Below are 22,387 nucleotides of genomic sequence, written 5' to 3' on the forward strand. Positions count from 1 at the left end.
CCCGTCACGCCTCATGCTCCCCCAAGCCGCATGACCCTAACATCATTGTTGATTCGAGGGGATAGTGGTCCGTTTGCCCTTCAAGTCAGGCCAGCCCGGCGAAAGCCTTCGAGGTAGTGCTCGCGGTCGGAGGCGAGTTTGATCGGCATGAATTCGGCGATCCAGGTCAGCGAAACGTTCGGCTGGGTTCGGTGGAGTTCCTTCAGGGCAACCCGGGCGGTCTCGGTTTGTCCGGCCATGCCGGCAGCGGCAACCAGCACCCGGTGCCCGCCGACGAAGTCGCTACGCTGGCGCAGGGACTCCTGTGCGAGCCGGATCGCTTCGGCGTAGTCGCTGCCGAGGAAGCGGGCGAAGGCGGCGATGCCGAAATAGACCGGCGCGTAGGGATCGCGCGGGCTGAGGCGGATCGCCCGGCGCGCGGCCTCGTCGGCATCCTGCCAGCGGCCGCAATAGCCCAGCGCCAAACCATAATAGCCCTGCGCCAGCGCAAAATTCGGATTGAGCCGGAGCGCGGTCTCGAACTCGGCGAGCGAGTCCTCGAACCGCCGCGCGAACAGATGGACATGGCCGAGCGCATTGTGGGCCCAGGCATCCTCATCGTCGGCGCGGATCGCGGCCCTCGCCGCGCGCTCGGCGAGGGGTATTGCCGTGGCCATCTCCATCCAGCCCATATGCGCCGTGAACATGTAGCTGGTGCCGAGCAGGCCGAGCGCCTTGCCGTAGTTCGGGTCGAGCGCGATGGCCTTCTCGAGCAGCGCCTGCGCCACGACATGATCCTGCCGCGTCACGCGCCAGTAGTGGGAAAGGGCGCGCATCACGAGATCCCAGGCGTCCAGGCTGTCGGGCGGCTTGCGCTGGGCGCGAAAGCTCTCCGCGGCGTAGAGCTGTGGCTCGATCGCGGCGACGATGGCTTCGGTGATCTCGTCCTGCACGGCGAAGACGTCGGCGAGCTCGCGATCATAGCGCTCAGCCCAGAGATGACTGCCAGTGGCGACGTCGTTGAGCTGAGCGGTGATGCGGACGCGGTCGCCATCCTTGCGGACGCCGCCTTCGACGACATAGCGCACGCCGAGTTCTTCTGCGACCTGCCGCAGATGAACCGGGCGGCCCTTGTAGATGAAGGAGGAGTTGCGCGCGATGACGAAGAACCAGCGCAGCTTCGACAGCGCGGTGATGATGTCCTCGCTGATGCCGTCGGAGAAATAGTCCTGCTCGACCTCGCCGCTCATGTTGGTGAAGGGCAGGACCGCGATGGCCGGACGATCTGGCAGCGGCAATGCCGTTGGTGGCGCGTTGGACGGTTGGGCCGGCGCCGCGGGCGTTGCGGCCGAGGAAAGTTCCGTGACATCGCCGACGAAGCGCACACCCTTGCGCGCGATGGTGCGGATCAGCCGCTGCTCCTCGCCATTGTCGTTGACCGCGCGCCGCGCTGCGTTGATCCGGCTGGTAAGGGTCGATTCCGAGACGACGCGGCCGTTCCAGACCGCATCGAGCAGATTGTCCCGCGTCACCACGCGCTCGCGGTTGCGGACGAGATAGAGCAGAAGATCGAAGACCTGGGGCTCGAGCGCGACGAGCGTCTCCATCCGCCGCAATTCGCGGCGTTCGGGATCGAGCACGAAATCCTCGAAATGAATTGTCAATCTGCCCTCGGCTCCCGTCCGGAAATCAAGGTACTCTCAGCGTAAAATAAGGCCGCTCTCAAGGCCAGCGAGCTGCATGCGCTCTATCGTCCCGGCGTGTTCAACCGCAGGAGATTTGCCATGTCGACATCCGCAGCGCTCAAGCCGGCGCCAGCCCAACCCGATCTCGCTGCCGTCAAGCAGCGCCAGCACGGCGCCTGGTCGTCCGGCGACTATGCCGTCGTCGGCACCACCTTGCAGATCGTCGGCGAACAGCTTTGCGAGGCGCTGGATCTTCGCGCCGGCAGCAAAGTGCTGGACGTCGCTGCGGGCAACGGCAATGCGACGCTGGCGGCGGCCCGGCGCTGGTGTGACGTCACATCGACCGACTACGTTCCGGCGCTGCTCAAGCGCGGCCGCGAGCGCGCGGCAGCCGATCATCTGATGGTCGAATTCCGCGAGGCGGACGCCGAAGCGCTGCCGTTTGCCGATGGCAGCTACGACGTCGTCGTCTCGACCTTTGGTGTGATGTTCACGCCGGACCAGGACAAGGCTGCTGCCGAACTCGCACGGGTCTGCAGATCGGGCGGCAAGATCGGCCTCGCCAACTGGACGCCGCAAGGCTTCATCGGTCAGCTCTTCAAGACCATCGGCGGGCATGTGGCGCCGCCGGCCGGCGTGAAGTCGCCGGCATTGTGGGGCACACCGGCCCGCCTCAAGGAGATGTTTGGAGACCAGGCGTCGGAGATCACCGCCGAGCCGCGCATGTTCGTGTTCCGCTATCGCTCGCCGGAGCATTGGCTCGAAATCTTCAAGTCGTATTACGGGCCGATGCTCAAAGCCTTCGCCGTACTCGACGAGTCCGGTCAGGCTGCGCTGCGGCACGACCTCATCACGCTGCTCGGCGAGTTCAACCGTGCCGACGACGGCACGGTCGTCGTGCACAGCGAATATCTGGAAGCCGTCATCACCAAGCGCTGATGCGGCTTGAGGTCAGGCCGGCGTTCGGCCTGACCTCAACATCAGGCCGGGGCGGCGGCGCCGACCGTGTCGGCCGAGACCGCCTCGCGGCTGCCGAGCGGCTTGGGCTCCCCGGTGGTCGTGTCGCGCAGGGTCTGCCGTTCGATCTCCGAGTTCAGCTCGGCGCCGAACATGACGACGATCGCGGACATCCACATCCACATCATCAGGCCGATCGCCGCGCCGAGCGAGCCGTAGGTGGCGTTGTAATTGGCGAACTCGGACAGATACCAGGACAACAAGGCGGAGCCGGCAATCCAGAGCAGGGCGGCCGTCACCGCGCCGAGGCTCAGCCATTGCCAGCGCGGCGCGTCGCGGCTGGGTGCGAAGCGGTAGAGGATGGCGAGCGCCGCGAGCAGGATGAGGAACAGGAGCGGCCATCTTGCCAGCGCCACGATCAACTTGCTTTCGGGCGCCATGCCGAGGTGATTGAGCGCGAGCGGGAAGGCGACGACGGCACCCACCATCAGCAGCAGTGCGGCGATGCCGCCGACCGTGAAGGCCAGCGACACCGAGTTCAGCCGGATGAAGCTGCGCTTCTCGCGCTCCTCATAGGCGACGTTGAGGGCGTCGAAGATCGATTTGACGCCGGCATTGGCGCTCCAGATCGCAAGCAGGAGGCCGAGCAGGAAGGTGGCGCCAAGCGTCGTATTGCCCTTCGACACCACGCGCCCTACCTGGTCCTCGACGATCTGGAACGAGCCCTCGGGCAGCATCGTCGCGAGGGTCTGGAGATTGGCGCTGATCGTGGCGGGATCGGCGAACAGCCCATAGGACGAGACGAGCGCGGTGACGGCCGGAAAGATCGCGAGCAGCCCGAAGAACACGACGCCGCCGGCAGTGGCGAGCAAGCGATCGTCGTCGATGCGCTGATAGGTGCGCCAGAAGATATCCTTCCAGCCGGCCCAGGGGATCGCGAAGGGGCTACTGGAACGGCGCCCGCGGCCGGGCTGCGTCGCGGCACGGGTTACGCTCGTTTCCGGAGAGCTTGCTTCGTTGTTGCGGTGGTCTTGCGGCGGCCCCGGCCGGATCAAGCCGGGGTCCTGGAAGTAGCGTTCGGCGGTCAGCACGAAGACGACGGTGGCGGCGACCAGCAGCCAGGAGTCGAGCTGTCCTGAGCGCCGCGCCGCCATCTCACGCGTCCAACCTGTGCCCGTGCCGTCTTCGACGCGCGGCCGTGAAGCCCAGCAGCCCGACGGCTGCGAGCATCAGACCCAGTTGCACGGGACGGTTGGCGCGCACGGGCCGGATGTTGCCGCCATGGCGGCGTTCGCCGGGCGCGAGGGGTGCCAGGGGAATCGTCGTCGCGACCTCTTTCACTGCCTGCTTGACCGTTCCACGCGGAATCCGCGGGGTGGCGATCGCAACGCGCAGGCGGCTGGCCAGCGGCACGATCGGCTTGTCCCGACGCTTCATCTGAGCCAGAGCCGCGCCGGCGCAGCACGCAGCCAGAACCAGCAGGACCGCGCCGACGGCACCAAAGCCCCAGAATTGTCCGTAGGTGATTGCGATCCAGCGGTACAAGGCAACCAGACCGACAAAGAAGGCCGCGATCAGGAACAGCCCGGCCACGGCGAACAGGCCGGCCGCGACCGCATAGGACGTCGCCCGTCCCGTGGCCTGGCTGGTGCGGTCACGCAAGTAAGACCGGGTGGCGCGCTTGAGATGGTTGAGTTTCAGCGCCACGCCGGCGCGCAGCAATTCGCCCGATGGCGCGAGCATGCGGACATCCTCCGAGAGCGAGACATTCGTCGGGGATGAACGTGACGGGATTTGACTTGTTCCGCGCGGGACGCCGCCGCGGTGACCGATCAGCCGAGATCGGCGGCAGCGATCCAGAACACCTCGCCTTCGGAGGCTTCGGTGTCGAGCCAGAGCAGCGGCAGCTCCGGAAAGGCCTCGTCGACCAATTCGCGGCCGCGGCCGATCTCGCAGATCAATCCGCCATCCGGCGTCAGGTGATCGGGGGCGTCGCGCAGGATCCGGCGCACCACGTCGAGACCGTCGGCGCCGCCGTCGAAGGCGAGCTTCGGCTCGGCCTGGCACTCCGGCGGCAATGCCGCCATGCCTTCCGCATCGACGTAAGGCGGATTGGTGATGATGAGGTCGTATCTGTTGTCGCCGAGCGGGGCGAACAGGTCGCCGCGATGGAGCGTGACCCGCTCATCGAGCCCGTGCTCCCCGACATTGCGCGCGGCGACTTCGAGCGCGCCCCTGGAGATGTCGACGGCATCGACCATTGCATTCGGGAAGTGATACGCGGCGAGGATGGCAAGGCATCCAGATCCCGTGCAGAGGTCGAGCACGCGTTCGACGGCCGCGGGGTCGTCGATCAGCGAGCCGGCCTCGCCATCGCCGCCGAAATGCGAATCCAGGAGCTCGCCGATGAAGGAGCGCGGGACGATAACGCGCTCGTCGACATAGAAGGGCAGGCCGCGCAGGTAGATCTTGTTGACGAGATAGGCGGCCGGTTTGCGCGTGGTCACGCGCTTATGGATGAGATCGAGGATGGTCTTGCCTTCCGCAGCCGTGACGCGCGCGTGGGCAAAGGCCTCGAACTGGTCCGGATGCAGATGCAGGGCCTCGCAGACCAGGAAGGCCGCTTCCGCCACCGGATCGGTCGTTCCGTGCGCGAAGGCGAGCTTGGCCTCATTGAAGCGGCTCACGGCATAGCGGACGAAGTCGATGAGCGTGACAAGCTCGCCGCGGCCGACCTTCGCAAGTTTTGGCGCGGCGCGGCCGCGCGCGGTCTTTTTGGAAGCTCTTGCCATCAGGGCTTCGTCCAGCGCGCGGCGGCCTCGTCGTCACGGGCATGGGCTTCGACCCAGCCGGTGCCGGTGGCGCTCTCTTCCTTCTTCCAGAACGGCGCGCTGGTCTTGAGATAGTCCATCAGGAACTCGGCTGCCTGGAATGCCGCCTGACGATGCTGCGATGCGGTCAGCACCAGCACGATGTTCTGGCCGGGCATGAACCGGCCGACGCGGTGGATGACCGTGACGCCGTTGAGCGGCCAGCGCGTGGTCGCCTCGTCGACATGACGCTTGATCTCTTCCTCGGCCATGCCGGGATAATGTTCGAGCGTCAACGCGGCGATCTTCGCGCTGTCCTCGTCGCCGCGGCAGATGCCGGAGAAGCTGACGACCGCACCGATGTCGGTCCGGCTCCTGGTCAGGAGCGCGATCTCGCGCGCAATGTCGAAATCGTCTTCCTGGATACGGATGGTGACGGGGCCGGTGGTCGCAGGGGAAGTCATGGGCCTAGCCGCCGGTCATCGGCGGGAAGAACGCGATCTCGCGGGCGCCCGCGATCGCGGCGTCCGACTTGACGTGGGCGTGGTCGATCGCGGCGCGGATGACCTTCGGCTTTTCGAACGCATAGGCATAGGCCTCGCTCCGGCCGGACAGCCAGGCGATCAGCTCTTCCACGGTGCGCACGGTCGCTGGCGGTTCGATGGTCTCCTCGGCCTTGCCGACCCGTTCGCGCACCCAGGCAAAATACTTCACCTTCATACCTCATCCTCCTTGATGAGGTGATGGATGCCGGAGCGGAAATAATCGTAGCCGGTGTACATGGTGAGGATCGCCGAGGCCCACAGCAGCAACAGGCCGATCTGGGTCACGACAGGCACGACCTGGTCGCCGGCCTCGCCCGCGAGCAGGAAACCGATGGCGACGAGCTGGACCGTGGTCTTCCACTTGGCAAGCTTGGTGACGGGCACGCTGACGCGCAGCGCGGCGAGATATTCGCGCAGGCCCGAGACCAGGATCTCGCGGCACAGGATCACGATGGCGGCCCACAGCGACCAGCCATGGATGATACCGTCGGCGGCCAGCATCAGCAGGCAGGAGGCGACCAGCAGCTTGTCGGCGATCGGATCGAGCATCCGGCCGAACGCCGATTGCTGATTCCAGATCCGCGCGTAGTAGCCGTCGAGGTAATCGGTGACTGCTGCCGCGATGAAAATGGCGACCGCGACCCAGCGCAGCCACAGCGGCTGATCCAGAATCGACTGCGCATAGATGCACCCGACCACGACCGGGATCGCGGCGATCCGGCCATAGGTCAGGATGTTCGGGAGGGACATCGCGCGGCTGGTCGTCCCTCGTGTCGTGGCGATGTTCATCCGTCCTACCAATACCGCTGTGGCCCGAAGGTCAACCGTTCCGCTCCTCAAATGGGGTGCGAGATGCGACGACCATATGACCACGGCCCCCTTTAGTTCACCCCGGCTGGGGATGGAAATACTCGAAAATCCTGCGGGCGCTTTCGGCGCTCACCCCCGGAACCTTGCCGAGATCGGCGATCGAGGCCCGTTCGATCTCCTTCAGGGTTCCGAAATGATGCAGCAAGGCACGTTTGCGTGACGGGCCGATGCCCGGAATCTCCTGCAAACCGGCCTCGCGGATGTCCTTCTTGCGCAGCTTGCGATGCGAGCCGATGACGAAGCGGTGGGCCTCGTCGCGCAGGCGCTGGATGAAATAGAGCACGGGGTCGCGCGGCTCGAGCTTGATCGCCTCGCGCTCCGGCATGAACAGGGTCTCGCGGCCGGCATCCCGGTCCGGCCCCTTGGCGACCGACATCAGCGATACCTGGGTCAGGCCGAGATTCGCAAAGATCTCGCGGACGGCATTGAGCTGGCCGCGGCCGCCGTCGATGATCACGAGGTCGGGCCATTGCGGAAAATCGTCGTCCTTGACCTTGGCCCCCTCCTCGGGCGGGTTGATGAGACGCTTGAAGCGGCGCTCCAGCACCTCGCGCATCATGCCGTAGTCGTCGCCGGGCGTGAGCCCTTCCGACTTGATGTTGAACTTGCGGTACTGATTCTTCACGAAGCCGTCCGGGCCGGCGACGATCATGGCGCCGACCGCATTGGTGCCCTGGATGTGGCTGTTGTCGTAGACCTCGATGCGCTTGGGGGCATGCGGCAGGCTCAGCGTCGTCGCCATGGCGTCGAGCAGGCGGCCCTGCGTCGCGGTGTCCGCGAGCTTCCGGCCCAGCGCCTCGCGCGCATTGGTCAGCGCGTGTGCGACGAGTTCCTTCTTCTCGCCGCGCTTCGGCGCGGCGACCTCGATCTTGTGCCCAGCCTTGATCGAGAGCGCGTTGGCAAGCAGCTCGCTCTCCTCGATCTCATGCGAAAGCAGGATGTTCTTCGGCGGCGGCTTGTCGTCGTAGAACTGGGCGAGGAAGGAGCCGAGCACTTCTTCGGGCGTAAAGGTCTTCTCCGCCTGCGGGAAATAGGCGCGGTTGCCCCAGTTCTGGCCGGTGCGGAAGAAGAACACCTCGACGCAGGAGAAGCCGCCCTCCTGGTGGATGGCGAACACGTCGGCCTCTTCCACCGTGCGCGGATTGATGCCCTGTTGCGACTGGATCGCCGACAGCGCGGCGAGGCGGTCGCGGTAGAGTGCCGCGCTCTCGAATTCGAGCTCATTGGCCGCCTTCTCCATCTCGCCGGCGAGTTCCTGCTTCACCGCATGGCTCTTGCCGGAGAGGAAGTCGGTCGCTTCGCGCACCAGCGTCGTATAGCCGGGGAAATCGATCTCGCGGGTGCAGGGACCGGCGCAGCGGCGGATCTGGTAGAGCAGGCAGGGCCGGGTGCGGCTCTCGAAAAAGGAATCAGTGCAGGAGCGGATCAGGAACGCGCGCTGCAGCGCCGTGATGGTGCGGTTGACGGCGCCGGCGGAGGCGAACGGGCCGAAGTACCGGCCGGGGCGGGTCTGCGCGCCCCGATGTTTCAGGATCTGCGGCGCCCAATGGTCGCCGGTGATCAGGATATAGGGAAACGACTTGTCGTCGCGCAGCTGCACGTTGAAGCGCGGCCGCAGCTGCTTGATGAGGTTGGCTTCCAGCAGCAGCGCTTCGGTCTCGGTGTTGGTCGAGACGATCTCCACGGTCACGGTGGCGGCGATCATGCGCAGGATGCGCGCCGGCTGCGGCGCACTCTGGCGCGCGTAGTTGGAGAGGCGTTTTTTGACGTTCTTGGCCTTGCCGACATAAAGCACGTCGGCATTCGCATTGAGCATGCGATAGACGCCGGGCGAGGTCGGCGCGAGCCGGACGGCGCGCTCGATTGCCTCATGGCCGCTCGCCAGCGGCTCTTCGCCGACCGCGCCGCTCTCTTCCAGGATATCGGGCAGCAGAGCATCGTCCTCGTCGTCGCCGCCTGTGGTGGCGGGATCGAGGTCAGGCGGTGCCGTCTCCTGGGACGGGGCGTCCGGTGCCATGCCGCGCCTGGATTTGCGCGCGCGGGCGTCGTCCGGATTGTCGGTGGAATCGTGAACCATGGGGCGAATTTAGGCGCTGGGGATACCGATTTGAAGTTCCGGCCATGCTGCACGCACAGGATGGCGGGCGCGGTTCCCGGTAACGCTTCCTTAAGTCTGTTAAGCGCGCGGTAACGGGTCTTAACAGCCCTTTAACTTAAAACTCTCGATAAATCTTACGCGAAAAGGTCTTGGTTCCGTAACCATGCGACATGGCGCGGCGCGGCGGCGCGGGCATCGCACCGGTTTACGGCGGTTGCGTTGGAGTGTGTGATGAAGAGGCTCGTTGTGGGCGCGGCCGTGTTGGTTGCCGCCGGCTGGACAGCTTCGGCAGAGGCCGCCGATCTCAATTACGGGCAGCGTGCGCCCTATACCGTCAATCAGCCGCTCAATGCCTATAGCTGGGCCGGTCCGTATCTCGGTGCCAATCTCGGCTATGAGTGGGGGTCGGTGAGTAACTCACCCGTAAAGCCCTCCGGCTTCGTCGGCGGTGTGCAGGCCGGCTATAATTTCCAGAACGGTCCATGGGTGTTCGGCGTCGAGGGCGATATCCAGGCCGCCGGCGCTGATGACACCTTCGCGCCGTGGAAGTTCTCCAATCCGTGGTTCGGCACTCTGCGCGGCCGTGCCGGCTATGCCTTCAGCAACGTGCTGGTCTATGGCACCGCCGGCCTCGCCTTCGGCGAGCTGCGTGCGCAGACCTTCGGCTGGACCGAGTCGCACACCAGCGCCGGCTGGACCATCGGTGCCGGTGCGGAAGTGGGCTTTGCGCCCAACTGGACCGCCAAGCTCGAATATCTCTACATCGATCTGTCGACGAGCCAGTTCGCAATCACAGGCGTGTCAAACGGCTATAGCGCCAGCGTTGTGCGTGCAGGCGTGAACTATCACTTCTGAAAGCCAACTAAGAAAATACCGGACAATAACCTCCCGGCCGCTCGCGGCCGGGACTTTTTTTGCGCCAGGTTTTTTGAGTCAGGCCCGCTAGGAAAGGATGACCAAATTGACCGCCTTCGGTCCCTTCCCCTTCTTGTCCGGTTCGACTTCGAAAGTAATACGCTGTCCTTCGGCAAGGTCCTTCAGTCCCGCTCGCTCCACAGCAGTGATGTGAACGAAGACATCGCGACCGCCGTCATCCGGCTTGATAAAGCCGTAGCCGCGCTCGCCGTTGAAGAACTTGACCGTTCCCGTCATGGCCATCGGGAAACTCCCCCTCATTGCTCCTCCGTCGCGACGCAGACTCACGTCACGACATGACCGGGCCGTACGGAGCCCGGGAGCTGGCCATCCTTGGGCGGACGTTTCGGTCCGGCCGGATCTTTATTAGGCCTTCACTCCGCCGCAACCATTCGCGGAAGCGGAACGTAAAGCCAGTCACCGAAATAGCATAATACGGTTCTTTGCAGATTGACTACGGCTCCTGCATATTTTTCCCAAGAATGCCGGAGTGTTACGGCCTCGGCACCTCTAATCGGAATCTGGCAGCGCCGCCCTGGCCGAGCGGCATTTCGAGCTCGGGCAGGATCGTCTTGAGCTCGCCGTGCAGCGTGTAAGGGGGATTGACGATCAGCAGTCCGGTGGAGGTGAGGGCTGCGCCGTCAAGTTGCGGCGCGGCGCTGAATTCGAGGCGCAGGCATTTGCCCGGCGGCTTTGCTGCGGCTGCGAGCCGCGCCACGAGTTGCGCCAGCGTGTCGGTGGCGCGCCGGCTCTTGGCCGGATACCAGATTACATAGATACCGGTTGGCCATTTTGCGAAAGCCTCCGAGAAGGCTTCGCCCAGCCGCTCGAACTCGTTCTTTGCCTCGAACGGCGGATCGATCAGCACCAGCCCGCGCCGTTCCTTCGGCGGCACGAAGGCCGGCAGCGCCATCCAGCCGTCGAGATCGACCACGCGGGCCTGCTCGTCGCGGCGCAGCACGTCGATCAGCGCCTTGCGCGCCTTCGGCTCGAGCTCGCAGGCGACGAGGCGATCCTGCGGCCTGAGCAGGCCGCGCGCGATCAGCGGCGAACCCGGATAGGCCTTGAGCTCGCCCTTCGGATTGAAGGCGCGGACGATGTCGAGATAAGGCTTGGTCAGTGCGGCGGTCTCGTTCGACAGGCGCGCCTGCATCAGCCGCGCGATGCCGGTCAGCCATTCGCCGCCGCGCCGCGCCTCGTCGCTTTCGAGATCGTACAGGCCGGCGCCGGCATGGGTGTCGATGACGCGGAACGCCCCCGGCTTGTCCTGCAAGTAAGTGAGGATGCGCGCCAGCACGATGTGCTTGATGACATCGGCGAAGTTGCCGGCATGGAAGGCGTGACGGTAGTTCATGCAAGAGCACTACGCCACGTCACGGCCTGAGCAAAGAGGCACTAATGCGTGTCCCGGACGCGGTGCGGCGTGTAACGCTGCGCCGCTGAGCCGGGACCCAGCTTCTTCGTTCGTGATGGGCCCCGGATCAGCGGTGCACCACGCCGCGTTTCGCGGCGCATTGCACCGCATCCGGGGCACGAGAGCCGGTCTACCCACCCCTGATCGGCGGCATCGTCACCTGGTCGCGGCGGCAGGCGCGGCGGTCGATCTCCTCGCAGGCGCGGAATTGCAGGTCCTTGCTGAGGCAGATGCGGACCTCGGAAAGCCGCGTCCGGTTGCAGGTGACCGAGATGGCGGCGCTGCCGAGGCCCGGATTGGCCCTGATGAAGGCCTCCTCGACCTCCGCCGGCGCCACGGTCTTGGCTTGCGACAGGTCGAGATACTCGGCCGGAATCTTGATCGCGGCGCGCGCTTTCCGGATCGTCTCGAAATAGCTGCGGTCGGCGAGCCCCGAGCAGGTGCCGTGCTTGTCCCATTCGTTGAAGATCAGGCCCGGCGCGGGCATCAGGTCGAGCATCGAGGAGACGATGCTGCGGTTCAGCCGTGGCGCCGGCCGCTGGCAATATTCCGGAAAGCCGTTCTCGTATTGCGGCCACAATCCGTGCACCACGAAAGCATAGGGCCGGCCGCTGCACTGGATCTGGGAGCGGCCGCCGCGCTCGGCCGCCTCCTCGCAGAAGGAGGGCGACCACGACAGCGACAGCACATAGAAATCGAACTCGCCGGGCGCGTTCTGTCGCCTGTCCTGGGCTTGCGCGGCGCCCGTCAGCGAGACCAGCCCGGCGGCAAGGGGCAGGGCAAGGACCAGCGAGATCATCAGGCGGGAGAACGAGTGCAATCTGGAATGAAACATGGCAACGCCCCTCAACTAGACTGTGCAGTCGAGCCTAGCAGGCGAGAAGAACATTTCAAGAACAAAATTCGGGCGGCCCCCGTCAGGCCGCTGGGCTAGCTCCGAATCAGGGCTCGTCGAATTACTGCCTGGCGGCGCGGCAGGCCGGATTGTAGGCCCAGTTGCGGTCGAGCCCGACCACGCACCATTCGACACCATTGCCGTAACCGGCGAAGCCGCCATCCTCGATGATCGAGAAATGCACCTTGCGGACCTTGCCGTCGTTGAGCATGGCCTCGCCGGTGCAATAGCGGCGCGGGATGTTGTCGGACTGCCAGGGCCGGAACGCGGTCTCGCGCACGGCGGAGAAGCCGGTGATCTTCAACGAGGAGTTCCAGAAGGAGCTTTCCTTCTCCCAGAACTGGGTGGCGATCGTCGGCAGCGCCTTGTCACAATCGGCGACGCCGCCGTCATAGCGCGGTCCGCTCAGCCAGAAGTTCAGCTCCAGCGGATTGGCCGCCCTGGCCTCACCGAGCGACAGCGCCCCGAACATGAGGCCGAGCACGGCGGCAAAGCGGAGCGATTTCAGGGAGGTCGAGGCGCGCATGGGCAATCCAGACAGAATGATCTGCGAAGGTCGGACGGTGCCGCGAAGGGCGGGTGAGGTCAAGTGCAGCGCGGCAACACTTGGCCAGGAGTTGATCTAAACGTCGCATCCGACAGGGCTTCAGTTCTTTTCACTTCCGTCCCGGCACCGTAAACTGGCGCCAACCAATTGGAGTAACGGGAATGCGAATCATTGCGGCCGCGGGCCTTCTTGCCCTGGGTATGATGGCGAGCCAGCCGGCGCGCGCCGATCTCCTTCCGGTGCCTCCGTTCAAGGGCAACGACACCGGCGGCATCATCGCCTATTCGATGGCCACCCAGGTCGATGCGCGGCAGGTCGCGGTCGATCACTGCGCGCGCTACGGCAAGGTCGTCAAATTCCTCGGCGTGCAGGCCTATGAGGGCGGCTACATCTCGTTCTCCTGCCGCTGGGTGCCCTATGGCGCCGCCAACCAGCCGATCCGCACGCTGTACTGAGGCGTTTTCGTAACGCAGCGATCTCTCAGCCGGGAGCATCCCACATGACGCGCAAACTTGCTTTGCTCGGCTCGGCCGTTTGCTTCGTGTTGTCGGCCGGCAGCGCCTCTGCCGACGATCTGCCGGTGCGCAAGGCCGGCCTGTGGGAATTGAAGATGGTCAGGAGCGGCTCTGCGATGCCGGAAATGACCATGCAGCACTGCACCGACGAGACCGTCGACAAGGAGATGAACAACAACGTCTCCCCGATGGCCAAGCAGATCTGCGCCAAGCAGGACATCAAGAAGACCGCGACCGGTTATGTCAGCGATTCCGAGTGCAGCGTCGCCGGCATCAGCACCACCTCGCATGCCGAGATCACCGGCGACTTCAACTCGGCCTATACGGTGAAGACCTCGTCACACGCGCAAGGCGGCGCCGCCGGCACGGCGGGGCGCGACACCACCATGACGCTCGAAGCGAAATGGCTGGGCGCCTGCAAGCCCGATCAGAAGCCCGGCGACATCGTCATGCCCGGCGGCTTCAAGATGAACGTGCGTGACATGGATAAGTTGAAGGCGTTGCTGCCGAAGTAGGTTGTCTTCCCCTCTCCCCTTGCGGGAGAGGGTGGCTCGCCGCGTAGCGGCGAGACGGGTGAGGGGTATCTCACCGCGTACTCTCTCGCTTCTGAATTCGCGGAAGCAACCCCTCATCCGGCGCTTCGCGCCACCTTCTCCCGCAAGGGGAGAAGGGAAGAGCGGCCTACACCGGTATTCTCACGCTCGCCCTTAATCCGCCCATCGGGCTGTCGCCAAGCGTGATGTCGCCGCCGTGGGAGCGGGCGATGTCGCGGGCGATGGCAAGGCCGAGGCCCGTGCCGCCTTCGTCCTGGTTGCGGGCGTTGTCCAGCCGCAGGAACGGCTTGAACACCTCTTCGCGCAGATGCGCGGGAATGCCCGGGCCGTCGTCGTCGACCGTGACGGTCAGATAACGGTGATCGCGCTGGCCGGTGATGGCGATGCTCTTGCCGTAGCGCGCTGCATTGGTGACGAGGTTGGCGAGGCAGCGCTTGAACGAGGCCGGCTTCACCGTCACCACGGGCAGTCCGTTGAATGCGACGGTCGCAGCGTGGCCGTGGCGTTCGGCATCGCTGCGCAACTCCTCGAGCGCCTGCGCCATGTCGGTCGGCTGCGACTGCTCGCCGGAATCGCCGCGGGCAAAGGCGAGATAGTCCTCCAGCATCATCGACATCTCGTCGACATCCTTGCGCATGCCCTCGAGCTCCGGGTTGTCGCCGATCAGCGCCAGCTCGAGCTTGAAGCGGGTCAGGATGGTGCGCAGATCGTGGCTGACGCCGGCGAGCATCGCGGTGCGCTGCTCCATCGTGCGCTCGATGCGCGACTTCATCTCGAGGAAGGCGACCGCCGCGCGCCGCACCTCGCGCGCGCCGCGCGGCCTGAAGTTCGGCGCCTCGCGGCCCTTGCCGAAGCTCTCGGCTGCATCGGCAAGACGCAGGATCGGCTTGATCTGGTTGCGCAGGAACAGCACCGCGACGATCAGCAGGATCGAGGACGTGCCGACCATCCAGAACAGGAAGATCTCCGAGTTCGAGGCGTAGGCCGCGCTGCGCTGTGCGAACACGCGCATCACGGCGTCGTCGAGCTGGATGCGGATCTCGACGAGGTTGGAGCGGCCGACCGTGTCGATCCAGAACGAGCGCCCGATCTGGCGGCCGAGCTGCACCGACAGCGTCTGGTCGAGCAGCGAGAAGAACGGCTTTGGTCCCGGCGGCGGCATGTCGCCGGCGGGCAGGAAATCGACGACGAGGCCCAAACGCTGCTGGGCGATGCGACGGATCTGGTCGCGATCCTTGTCCTGCGGATAGCCCTTGTAGACGTCAATCAGCGCGGCGATGTCCTGCACCACCGCGGCCGACAGGCGGCGCGTCACCGTATTCCAGTGCCGCTCCATGAACACGAAGGCGACGACCGATTGCAGGATCACCATCGGCACGATCATGATGAGCAGCGCGCGGGCATAGAGGCCGGTCGGCATCCAGCCCTTGAACGCGTTGCCCATCCAGCCATTGGCGGCGGAGACGCGGCCGGCGGCGCTCTTCAGCAGCGTCAGGCCGGTATCGATCGTGCTCATCGGTCGCGCTTCACTGCTTTATGGCGATGCCACCAGCCGGTAGCCGATGCCGCGCACCGCCTGGAGGAACAGCGGATTGGCGGGATCGGTCTCGATCTTGCGCCTGAGGCGGTTGATCTGCACGTCAACGGCGCGCTCGTTGACGCTGCCATTGCCGGTCAGTGCGCTGCGCGGCACGGTCTCGCCCGGGGTCTCCGAGAGAATGCGAAGCATCTCGCGCTCGCGGTCGGTGAGGTGAATGACCTCCTCGCCTTGGCGCAATTCGCCGCGATCGAGATGGTAGACGTAGGGACCGAACGCGATCTTCTCCACCACCGCGGCCTGCGGCGGCGGGGCGGCGCGCTTGAGGATATTGTTGATGCGCAGCGCAAGCTCGCGCGGCTCGAACGGTTTTGCCACGTAGTCGTCGGCGCCGATCTGGAGCCCCTCGATGCGGGCTTCGGCCTCATGGCGCGCCGTCAGCATCACGATCGGCACCGAGGAGGAGGTGCGGATGAAGCGGGCGAGGTCGAAGCCGGTCTCGCCGGGCATCATGACGTCGAGGATCAAGAGGTCGAAATGCAGGCCCATGAGCTTCGAACGCGCATCGCTGGCGCTGGCCGCGGTCGAGACACGATAGCCTTCGCTGGCGAGGAAGCGCGACAGCAGATCGCGGATGCGGCGGTCGTCGTCGACCAGCAGAAGATGCGGGGCGTCATCGGCCGGTTGCACCGGCGGACGGGCGAGCGTGGCAGCGAGCGGCACGGTCACTCCTTTGCGTCTTGATTGACGGAGGCGAAGATCGTCTCCAGCACCTTGTCCGGATCGTCGCGGTCGATCATCGCGCGCAGGAAGCGCTTGACCGTCTCCGCATCCTGCGGCGCCATCTCGGCGAGCGCCTTGGTGATCCGCGTGGTCTGGAGCCCGGCGAGCTTCTGCACCAGCGCCTCGCCCTTCGGCGTGGCATAGAGCAGGCGCTGGCGGCGATCATTGTCGCCGGTCTTCTGCACGATATAGCCCTCGTCCAGGAGCTGCTTGAGCACCCGGCCGAGCGACTGTTTTGTGATGCGCAGGACGTCGAGCAGATCGGCGACCTTCAGTCCGGGATAGCGGTAGACGAAGTGCATGACGCGGTGATGGGCCCGGCCGAAGCCGAATGCCTCCAGCTCCTGGTCGGGATCGCCGACGAAGTCGCGATAGGCGAAGAACAGTAGCTCGATGATATCCCAGCGCAAATTGCCTCCTTCGCCTGCGGCCGGCCGGAGCTCGGCAGCGTCTTGAGAGGGAGTCGCGAAATTTATGTCAGGCATATTGACGTATCTTGGGTTCAATGTTACAAAACGATCAGCCCGCACGAAATTTTAGATCGTTTCGCGTCGGGTGGCATTTTCTAAGAGCGGCCGGAGAGAGCCGGACAGGCGGCAACGGCCGGATCAGATCTACCGTGCGATTGTCGAGCGGCATTTCGGCAAAACATACTGGACTTCCGCCTTCCGCAAAAGCATGTCCTCGGCGACATGCTGGTCACGGAAACCGGCCGTAACAAGGCTGGCGGTGGTTCGGCCAACAATCTAATCAAGCCAGCCGGGCCCGGAACGGGCAGGCGGGCGCCCGAACAGCGCCGCTACCGGCAGCGGGAGGCAAGGACATGAGCATGAAATTCGACATCCAGCCCGCATCCAACCCGACGCCCGAGAAGGATCGGGTCGCCAAGCTGGTGGACCCCGGCTTCGGGCGCGTCTTCACCGATCACATGGCTGTGGTCCGCTATAACCAGGCCAAGGGCGGCTGGTACGAGGCGAAGATCGAGGCGCGCGCCAACTTCCAGATCGATCCAGCCGGCGCAGTCCTGCACTACGCTCAGGAGATTTTCGAGGGCCTCAAGGCCTACAAGCGCGACGACGGCGGCGTGAACCTGTTCCGCCCCGACGCCAATGCGCGCCGCTTCAAGGACTCCGCCGACCGCATGGCGATGGCGCAGCTGCCCGAAGACGTCTTCATCGAGGCGGTCGAGCAGGTCGTGCGTATCGATCGCGCCTGGATGCCGGGCGGCGAGGGCAGCCTTTACCTGCGGCCCTTCATGATCGCGAGCGAGACCTTCCTCGGCGTCAAGCCGTCGTCCGAATACATCTTCGCGGTGATCGCCTCGCCTGTTGGCTCCTACTTCAAGGGCGGACCTGCGCCGGTCTCGATCTGGGTGTCGGAGAACTACACGCGCGCCGCGATCGGCGGCACCGGCGCCGTCAAGTGCGGCGGCAATTATGCGGCGAGCCTGCGCGCCCAGGCCGAAGCCATCCAGCACGGCTGCGATCAGGTCGTGTTCCTCGACGCGGTCGAGCGCCGCTACATCGAGGAGCTCGGCGGCATGAACGTCTTCTTCGTGTTCGACGACGGCTCGCTCTCGACGCCGCCGCTCGGCACGATCCTGCCCGGCATCACCCGCGACTCCATCATCGCGCTGGCGAAGGATGCCGGCAAGACGGTGCGCGAGGAGCCGTACTCCCTCGACCAGTGGCGCAAGGATGCAGGCTCCGGCAAGCTGAAGGAAGCCTTCGCCTGCGGCACTGCGGCCGTGATCTCGCCGATCGGCAAGGTGCGCTCGGTGAGCGGCGATTTCGAGATCAGCGGCGGCGCCGCCGGCCCCGTCGCCATGGGCCTGCGCAAGCAGCTCGTCGACATCCAGTACGGCCGCACCAACGATCCGCACAACTGGATCCGCAAGGTGTTTTGATCGACGGCGATTACGTTTCCCCTCTCGCAAGGGAGAGGGGAAACACGCAACGTTTGTGGCTTATTGCGCTATGAACGTGCTGCTGCCGACACGCGACAAAGCCAGGAGACATCGAAGCATCCTGGACATCGCTATCATGGCAACGCAACTCTCCCAGCCCCTGAAATGGGCCGTTCTCGCCGCAATCACCGGCGTTAGTGTTTTCGGCATCCTGACCATCGGCCCCGCGCCCGAGGTCGCAGCGCAAGACCGCTCGCCGATCGTCGACGTGCGCACCACCGATCCCGAAATGAACGCCGCGATCGCGCGCGGCCGCGGCACGCTCCCAACCTTCTGGGCCTCGTACGAGGCGCCCAAGCCGTCGGAGGCCGGGCACGCCCTGAAAGTGCGCTTTTCCACCCGCAAGGGCGGCGAGCACATCTGGATCGCCGAGGTGAAGAAGCTGCCCAACGGGGCCTATTCCGGCCGCTTCGCCAATGAGCCGCGCGATCTGCCCGGCAAGCACGCGGGCGACGAGGTCAAGTTCAGCGAAGCCGACATCTCGGACTGGATGTTCATGCGCAACGGCAAGATCGTCGGCGGGGAGACCATCAAGCCGACGCTGAAGTCGCTGCCAAAGGCCGATGCCGATGCCCTCCGGGCGCGCATGGAGCAGCCGTAGCGGTAGGGTCTCTTCCCTTCTCCCCTTGTGGGAGAAGGTGGCATAGGCGGCCATTGGCCGCCGTTCTTAAGAACGCCGAAGCTAGGCTTCGGCTATGGCGCCGGATGAGGGGTTCTCTCCGCGTGTTTGGAAGAGAATGACCCGCGGAAAGAGACCCCTCACCCGTCTCGCCGCTACCGCGGCGAGCCACCCTCTCCCACAAGGGGAGAGGGCAAGACCGGTTGCCGCCTCGCGCGTCGGCTGGTAAACGCCGCGCATGGCCGAGAAACCCAAAAAACCCCAGAAACTGAAGGCGCGTCTGCCGCGCGGGCTCGAGGATCGCGATCCCGCCGCGATCCGGGCGACGCGCGAGATGGTCGAGAAGATCCGCGCCGTCTACGAGCTCTACGGCTTCGAGCCGGTGGAGACGCCGGCGATGGAATACACCGACGCGCTCGGCAAGTTCCTGCCCGACCAGGATCGCCCGAACGAGGGCGTGTTCTCGTTCCAGGATGACGACGAGCAGTGGATTAGCTTGCGCTACGATCTGACCGCGCCGCTCGCCCGCTATGTCGGCGAGCGCTACGGGACCGACGCTCTCGTCTTGCCCTACCGCAGCTACCGCGTCGGCTACGTCTTCCGCAACGAGAAGCCCGGCCCCGGCCGCTTCCGCCAGTTCATGCAGTTCGATGCCGATACGGTCGGCTCGGCAACGCCGGCGGCGGATGCCGAGATCTGCATGATGGCCGCGGACACGATGGAGGCGCTCGGCGTTCAGCGCGGCCAGTACGTGGTGAAGGTCAACAACCGAAAAGTGCTCGACGGTGTTCTGGAAGCAATCGGGCTCGCTGGTGACGAGAATGCCGCACGCAGACTGACTGTGCTGCGCGCAATCGACAAGCTCGACAAGTTTCCCGCCGACGAGGTGCGCAAATTGCTCGGTCCCGGCAGATGGGATGGTGGCGAAGAGGGCAAGGGCGACTTCACGAAGGGCGCCAATTTGAGCGCGGCCGAGGCTGACGTTGTTCTCGCCATCACCAAACCGCGCGACGATTGGAAAGAGGCCATTGCCGCGGCGGAAACTTACCTCGCCAAGACCGAAGTTGGTCAGGCCGGCGTGAGCGAGCTGGAAGAGATCGCCAAGCTGGTCACGGCGTCGGGCTATGGCGCGGACCGCATCAGGATCGACCCCTCCGTCGTGCGCGGCCTCGAATATTACACCGGCCCCGTCTACGAGGTCGAACTCCTGCTCGACACCAAGGACGAGAAGGGCCGCCCGGTGCGCTTCGGCTCCGTCGGCGGCGGTGGCCGCTATGACGGTCTCGTCTCGCGCTTCCGCGGCGAGCCGGTGCCGGCGACCGGTTTCTCGATTGGCGTCTCGCGCCTCCAGGCCGCGCTGACGCTGCTCGGCAAGCTCGACACGCGGCCCGAGTTCGGTCCCGTCGTCGTCACCGTGTTCGACCGCGACCGCGTCGCCGACTATCAGAAGATGGTCGCGTCCTTGCGCACCGCCGGCATCCGCGCCGAGCTCTATCTCGGCAATCCCAAGAACATGGGCAACCAGCTCAAATATGCCGACCGTCGCAACAGCCCCTGCGTGATCATCCAGGGCTCCGATGAAAAGGCGCGCGGCGAGCTGCAGATCAAGGATCTGATCGAGGGCGCCAAAGCGGCCGCCGCCATTGCCTCCAACCAGGAATGGCGCGAGAGCCGCCCGGCGCAGTTCTCGTGCAGCGAAGCCGACCTCGTCGCCAAGGTGCGCGAGGTGCTGGCGCGCCATGACGTGAGCTGGGGCTAGCCATTCGCGCATCGCCTGATGCCCGGGCTTGTCCCGGGCACCCACGTCCTGTTTGATGCACACGACTTTGAATGATCGGGACAAGCCCGATCATGACGACAGCAGCAGGGAGAAAACGATGCCTGAGATCACCGTCAGCATGGCCGAAGGCCGCACCGACGAGCAGAAGGCCGGCATGATGCGCGACATCACGCAGGCGCTGGTGAAGAATCTCGGCGTCGACGCCGATGCCGTCGTCATCCAGATCAACGAAGCCCCGCTCCGCCACAAGATGAAGGGCGGCAAGACCTTCGTGGAGCGCGCGGCGGCGGCGAAGAAGTAGTTTCGGCGGGCGCGGGTAGCCACAGTCGCAGCAGCAATCACAACTGTCGTCCCCGCGAACGCCGGGACCCATAACCACAGGGAGCGGTTGTGGGCGAGCTGCTAACTACGAGTCTTCGCCAAGCTACTCCCTGAGGCTATGGGTCCCGGATCTGCGCTCGCTACGCTTCGCTTGTCCGGGACGACAGCGGAGTTTGAGGGACGATGGACGCACGCGACTTCATCACGACAGGCATGAGCGCGGAGCGCACGCTGGTGGTCCCGGTGGAGCGCACGGTCGGACATTTCGTGCCCGGCATGCCTTTTGTCTATGCGACGCCGATGATGATCCTCGAGATGGAGATGACCGCGGGCGACGCGATCCGCTCTGCGCTTCAGCCGGGCTGGGTCACCGTCGGCACCGAGGTCGACATCCGCCATCTCGCCGCCGCCCTCGTCGGCGCGACGGTGCGGACCACCGCGAAGGTGGTCGCGGTCGAGCGCCGCGTCATCCGTTTCGAGGTCGAGGCGTTCGAGGGCACGCGCAAGCTCGGCGAGGGCCACCACGCGCGCGGGCTCGTCAATGTCGAGATGTTCAACAAGCGCCTCGGCGCTACGTAGCTGCCACTCGCTCTGACCTCATCCTGAGGAGACCGCGAAGTGGTCGTCTCGAAGGATGGCCGCGGGCGAGAGCCGGGCCTGCATGGTTCGAGACGGCGCTGACGCGCCTCCTCACCATGAGGGCTTGCTACTTCGCCAATTCCCTCGACCGCTGCGTTGCGGCCGCAATCGCGCGGATCATCAGGTCGCGCAGGCCGGGCTCACCCATCAGCACACCGAGCGCTGCGGCCGTGGTGCCGCCGGGCGAGGTGACGTTCTGGCGCAGCGTGCCGGAGGGAAGCTCGGATTGATGCAGCAGCTCGCCCGAGCCGGCGACGGTTTCGCGCGCGAGCTTCGTCGCCAGCGCCTCGGGCAATCCCGCTTCGACACCGGCGCGCGCAAGTTCCTCGGCGAGCAGGAACACATAGGCCGGCCCCGAGCCGGACACCGCGGTCACCGCATCCATCAGGCTCTCATCCTCGACCCATTCGACCGAGCCGGTGGCGCGCAGCAGCGCATCGGCGACCGCGCGCTGCGTGGCGCTGACGTTGTTCGCCGCAACCGCCACCGTGATGCCGCGGCCGATCGCGGCCGGCGTGTTCGGCATCGCGCGCACCACGGCGCCGCCGCAGACCTCCTGGAGCGAGGCAATCGTGGTTCCCGCCATGATCGAGACCACGGAGGTCTTCTCCGAGACGAAGGACTTCAGCTTCGCGCCGGCCTCGCGGAACATCTGCGGCTTCACCGCGACGACCATGGTCTCGACCTGGCCTGCCGCCTTCGCATCGGGATTGAGCGCCACGCCCTTGGCGGCAAGCGCGCTGATCTCGGGCGTGATATGCGGGTCGACCACCGCGACACGGCGCGGATCGAGCCCGCCCGCCAGCCAGCCGGTCAGCATCGCGCCGCCCATCTTGCCGGCGCCGGCGAGAAGGATTGTGCCGGTGATGTTTTGAAGGGTGCTGTTCGCCACTGTGGTCACCACAAATTCGGTGTCGTCCCGGCGAAGGCCGGGACCCATAACCACGAATGTTTCTAG

Annotated in this window: 25 protein-coding genes; 9 read left to right on the forward strand and 16 right to left on the reverse strand. The window is 65.4% G+C overall.

Annotated elements, in window-relative coordinates:
- Nucleotides 1-80 precede the first annotated feature (80 nt).
- Entirely contained in the window at nucleotides 81-1,586 is a 1,506-nt protein-coding gene (locus E4K65_RS25745) for a winged helix-turn-helix domain-containing tetratricopeptide repeat protein (RefSeq protein WP_430649041.1), read from the reverse strand.
- Nucleotides 1,587-1,763: 177 nt separating this feature from the next.
- Between E4K65_RS25745 and E4K65_RS25750 the strand changes: the two genes are divergently transcribed.
- Nucleotides 1,764-2,603, forward strand: coding sequence for a class I SAM-dependent methyltransferase (locus E4K65_RS25750; protein WP_135176514.1), 840 nt, complete (start codon nucleotides 1,764-1,766; stop codon nucleotides 2,601-2,603).
- Between the two features lie 41 nt (nucleotides 2,604-2,644).
- On the opposite strand, the gene E4K65_RS25755 is transcribed toward E4K65_RS25750, so the two are convergent.
- The 7 genes from E4K65_RS25755 to uvrC all read right to left on the reverse strand — a co-directional run bounded on the left by E4K65_RS25755 (nucleotide 2,645) and on the right by uvrC (nucleotide 8,923).
- Nucleotides 2,645-3,775 (reverse strand): YihY/virulence factor BrkB family protein, encoded by a 1,131-nt coding sequence (locus E4K65_RS25755; protein ID WP_135176515.1) that lies wholly within the window; start codon nucleotides 3,773-3,775, stop codon nucleotides 2,645-2,647.
- A gap of 1 nt (nucleotide 3,776) precedes the next feature.
- The gene (locus E4K65_RS25760) at nucleotides 3,777-4,364 is read right to left on the reverse strand and encodes a phage holin family protein (protein ID WP_135176516.1); all 588 of its coding nucleotides are present in this window, start codon (nucleotides 4,362-4,364) and stop codon (nucleotides 3,777-3,779) included.
- Nucleotides 4,365-4,453: 89 nt separating this feature from the next.
- Nucleotides 4,454-5,413 (reverse strand): 50S ribosomal protein L3 N(5)-glutamine methyltransferase, encoded by a 960-nt coding sequence (gene prmB / locus E4K65_RS25765; RefSeq protein ID WP_135176517.1) that lies wholly within the window; start codon nucleotides 5,411-5,413, stop codon nucleotides 4,454-4,456.
- A complete protein-coding gene (locus E4K65_RS25770; protein WP_135176518.1) occupies nucleotides 5,413-5,895 on the reverse strand; it encodes a molybdenum cofactor biosynthesis protein MoaE in 483 nt (160 codons plus the stop codon). Before E4K65_RS25770 ends, prmB begins: the two co-directional genes overlap by 1 nt.
- A 4-nt stretch (nucleotides 5,896-5,899) precedes the next feature.
- On the reverse strand, nucleotides 5,900-6,151 hold the full coding sequence (gene moaD / locus E4K65_RS25775; RefSeq protein ID WP_011090205.1) for a molybdopterin converting factor subunit 1: 252 nt from the start codon (nucleotides 6,149-6,151) through the stop codon (nucleotides 5,900-5,902).
- Nucleotides 6,148-6,765 carry a CDP-diacylglycerol--glycerol-3-phosphate 3-phosphatidyltransferase gene (pgsA, locus tag E4K65_RS25780; protein WP_011090204.1) on the reverse strand — a complete coding sequence of 206 codons (618 nt, stop codon included), beginning with the start codon at nucleotides 6,763-6,765 and terminating at the stop codon, nucleotides 6,148-6,150. Before pgsA ends, moaD begins: the two co-directional genes overlap by 4 nt.
- 97 nt (nucleotides 6,766-6,862) lie before the next feature.
- Complete coding sequence (gene uvrC / locus E4K65_RS25785) at nucleotides 6,863-8,923, reverse strand: excinuclease ABC subunit UvrC (RefSeq protein ID WP_135176519.1); 2,061 nt, start codon at nucleotides 8,921-8,923, stop codon at nucleotides 6,863-6,865.
- Between the two features lie 252 nt (nucleotides 8,924-9,175).
- Between uvrC and E4K65_RS25790 the strand changes: the two genes are divergently transcribed.
- Complete coding sequence (locus E4K65_RS25790) at nucleotides 9,176-9,799, forward strand: outer membrane protein (RefSeq protein WP_167771140.1); 624 nt, start codon at nucleotides 9,176-9,178, stop codon at nucleotides 9,797-9,799.
- A gap of 87 nt (nucleotides 9,800-9,886) precedes the next feature.
- Here E4K65_RS25790 and E4K65_RS25795 read toward each other — a convergent pair whose 3' ends face one another.
- The 4 genes from E4K65_RS25795 to E4K65_RS25810 all read right to left on the reverse strand — a co-directional run bounded on the left by E4K65_RS25795 (nucleotide 9,887) and on the right by E4K65_RS25810 (nucleotide 12,694).
- A complete protein-coding gene (locus E4K65_RS25795) occupies nucleotides 9,887-10,102 on the reverse strand; it encodes a cold-shock protein (RefSeq protein WP_008544396.1) in 216 nt (71 codons plus the stop codon).
- Between the two features lie 250 nt (nucleotides 10,103-10,352).
- Nucleotides 10,353-11,213, reverse strand: coding sequence for a 23S rRNA (adenine(2030)-N(6))-methyltransferase RlmJ (locus E4K65_RS25800; protein ID WP_135176521.1), 861 nt, complete (start codon nucleotides 11,211-11,213; stop codon nucleotides 10,353-10,355).
- A gap of 190 nt (nucleotides 11,214-11,403) precedes the next feature.
- On the reverse strand, nucleotides 11,404-12,108 hold the full coding sequence (locus tag E4K65_RS25805; protein WP_135176522.1) for a ribonuclease T2 family protein: 705 nt from the start codon (nucleotides 12,106-12,108) through the stop codon (nucleotides 11,404-11,406).
- 121 nt (nucleotides 12,109-12,229) lie between these two features.
- Nucleotides 12,230-12,694, reverse strand: a complete 465-nt coding sequence (locus E4K65_RS25810) for a hypothetical protein (RefSeq protein ID WP_135176523.1) — start codon at nucleotides 12,692-12,694, stop codon at nucleotides 12,230-12,232.
- A gap of 182 nt (nucleotides 12,695-12,876) precedes the next feature.
- On the opposite strand from E4K65_RS25810, the gene E4K65_RS25815 reads away from it, so the two are divergent.
- Nucleotides 12,877-13,170 (forward strand): hypothetical protein, encoded by a 294-nt coding sequence (locus E4K65_RS25815; RefSeq protein ID WP_135176524.1) that lies wholly within the window; start codon nucleotides 12,877-12,879, stop codon nucleotides 13,168-13,170.
- Between the two features lie 44 nt (nucleotides 13,171-13,214).
- Entirely contained in the window at nucleotides 13,215-13,745 is a 531-nt protein-coding gene (locus tag E4K65_RS25820) for a DUF3617 domain-containing protein (protein WP_135176525.1), read from the forward strand.
- A 166-nt stretch (nucleotides 13,746-13,911) separates the two neighbouring features.
- Here the strand turns inward: E4K65_RS25820 and E4K65_RS25825 are convergent, their stop codons facing one another.
- From E4K65_RS25825 to E4K65_RS25835, 3 genes are read right to left on the reverse strand one after another with little or no spacing between them, the layout of a single operon-like run.
- Nucleotides 13,912-15,300 (reverse strand): ATP-binding protein, encoded by a 1,389-nt coding sequence (locus E4K65_RS25825; RefSeq protein WP_027545995.1) that lies wholly within the window; start codon nucleotides 15,298-15,300, stop codon nucleotides 13,912-13,914.
- An 18-nt stretch (nucleotides 15,301-15,318) separates the two neighbouring features.
- Nucleotides 15,319-16,050: a response regulator gene (locus tag E4K65_RS25830; protein ID WP_027545994.1), complete on the reverse strand. Its 732-nt coding sequence runs from the start codon at nucleotides 16,048-16,050 to the stop codon at nucleotides 15,319-15,321.
- Entirely contained in the window at nucleotides 16,047-16,589 is a 543-nt protein-coding gene (locus E4K65_RS25835; RefSeq protein WP_027545993.1) for a MarR family winged helix-turn-helix transcriptional regulator, read from the reverse strand. The genes E4K65_RS25830 and E4K65_RS25835 overlap by 4 nt, the downstream gene beginning before the upstream one ends.
- Before the next feature lie 338 nt (nucleotides 16,590-16,927).
- Here E4K65_RS25835 and E4K65_RS25840 point away from each other — a divergent pair, with 338 nt between their 5' ends.
- From E4K65_RS25840 to E4K65_RS25860, 5 genes are all read left to right on the forward strand, one after another.
- On the forward strand, nucleotides 16,928-18,010 hold the full coding sequence (locus tag E4K65_RS25840; protein WP_135176526.1) for a branched-chain amino acid aminotransferase: 1,083 nt from the start codon (nucleotides 16,928-16,930) through the stop codon (nucleotides 18,008-18,010).
- A gap of 136 nt (nucleotides 18,011-18,146) precedes the next feature.
- Nucleotides 18,147-18,671, forward strand: coding sequence for a YegJ family protein (locus E4K65_RS25845; RefSeq protein ID WP_135176527.1), 525 nt, complete (start codon nucleotides 18,147-18,149; stop codon nucleotides 18,669-18,671).
- Nucleotides 18,672-18,927: 256 nt separating this feature from the next.
- Nucleotides 18,928-20,448, forward strand: a complete 1,521-nt coding sequence (hisS, locus tag E4K65_RS25850; protein ID WP_135176528.1) for a histidine--tRNA ligase — start codon at nucleotides 18,928-18,930, stop codon at nucleotides 20,446-20,448.
- Between the two features lie 55 nt (nucleotides 20,449-20,503).
- The gene (locus E4K65_RS25855; RefSeq protein ID WP_011090190.1) at nucleotides 20,504-20,770 is read left to right on the forward strand and encodes a tautomerase family protein; all 267 of its coding nucleotides are present in this window, start codon (nucleotides 20,504-20,506) and stop codon (nucleotides 20,768-20,770) included.
- Nucleotides 20,771-20,973: 203 nt separating this feature from the next.
- Nucleotides 20,974-21,369: a thioesterase family protein gene (locus E4K65_RS25860; protein ID WP_135176529.1), complete on the forward strand. Its 396-nt coding sequence runs from the start codon at nucleotides 20,974-20,976 to the stop codon at nucleotides 21,367-21,369.
- A 127-nt stretch (nucleotides 21,370-21,496) separates the two neighbouring features.
- Here E4K65_RS25860 and proC read toward each other — a convergent pair whose 3' ends face one another.
- Nucleotides 21,497-22,369 (reverse strand): pyrroline-5-carboxylate reductase, encoded by an 873-nt coding sequence (proC, locus tag E4K65_RS25865; RefSeq protein ID WP_209312089.1) that lies wholly within the window; start codon nucleotides 22,367-22,369, stop codon nucleotides 21,497-21,499.
- Nucleotides 22,370-22,387: the final 18 nt, after the last annotated feature.

Origin of the sequence: Bradyrhizobium niftali (assembly GCF_004571025.1) — a bacterium.
Classification (GTDB): Bacteria; Pseudomonadota; Alphaproteobacteria; order Rhizobiales; family Xanthobacteraceae; genus Bradyrhizobium; species Bradyrhizobium niftali.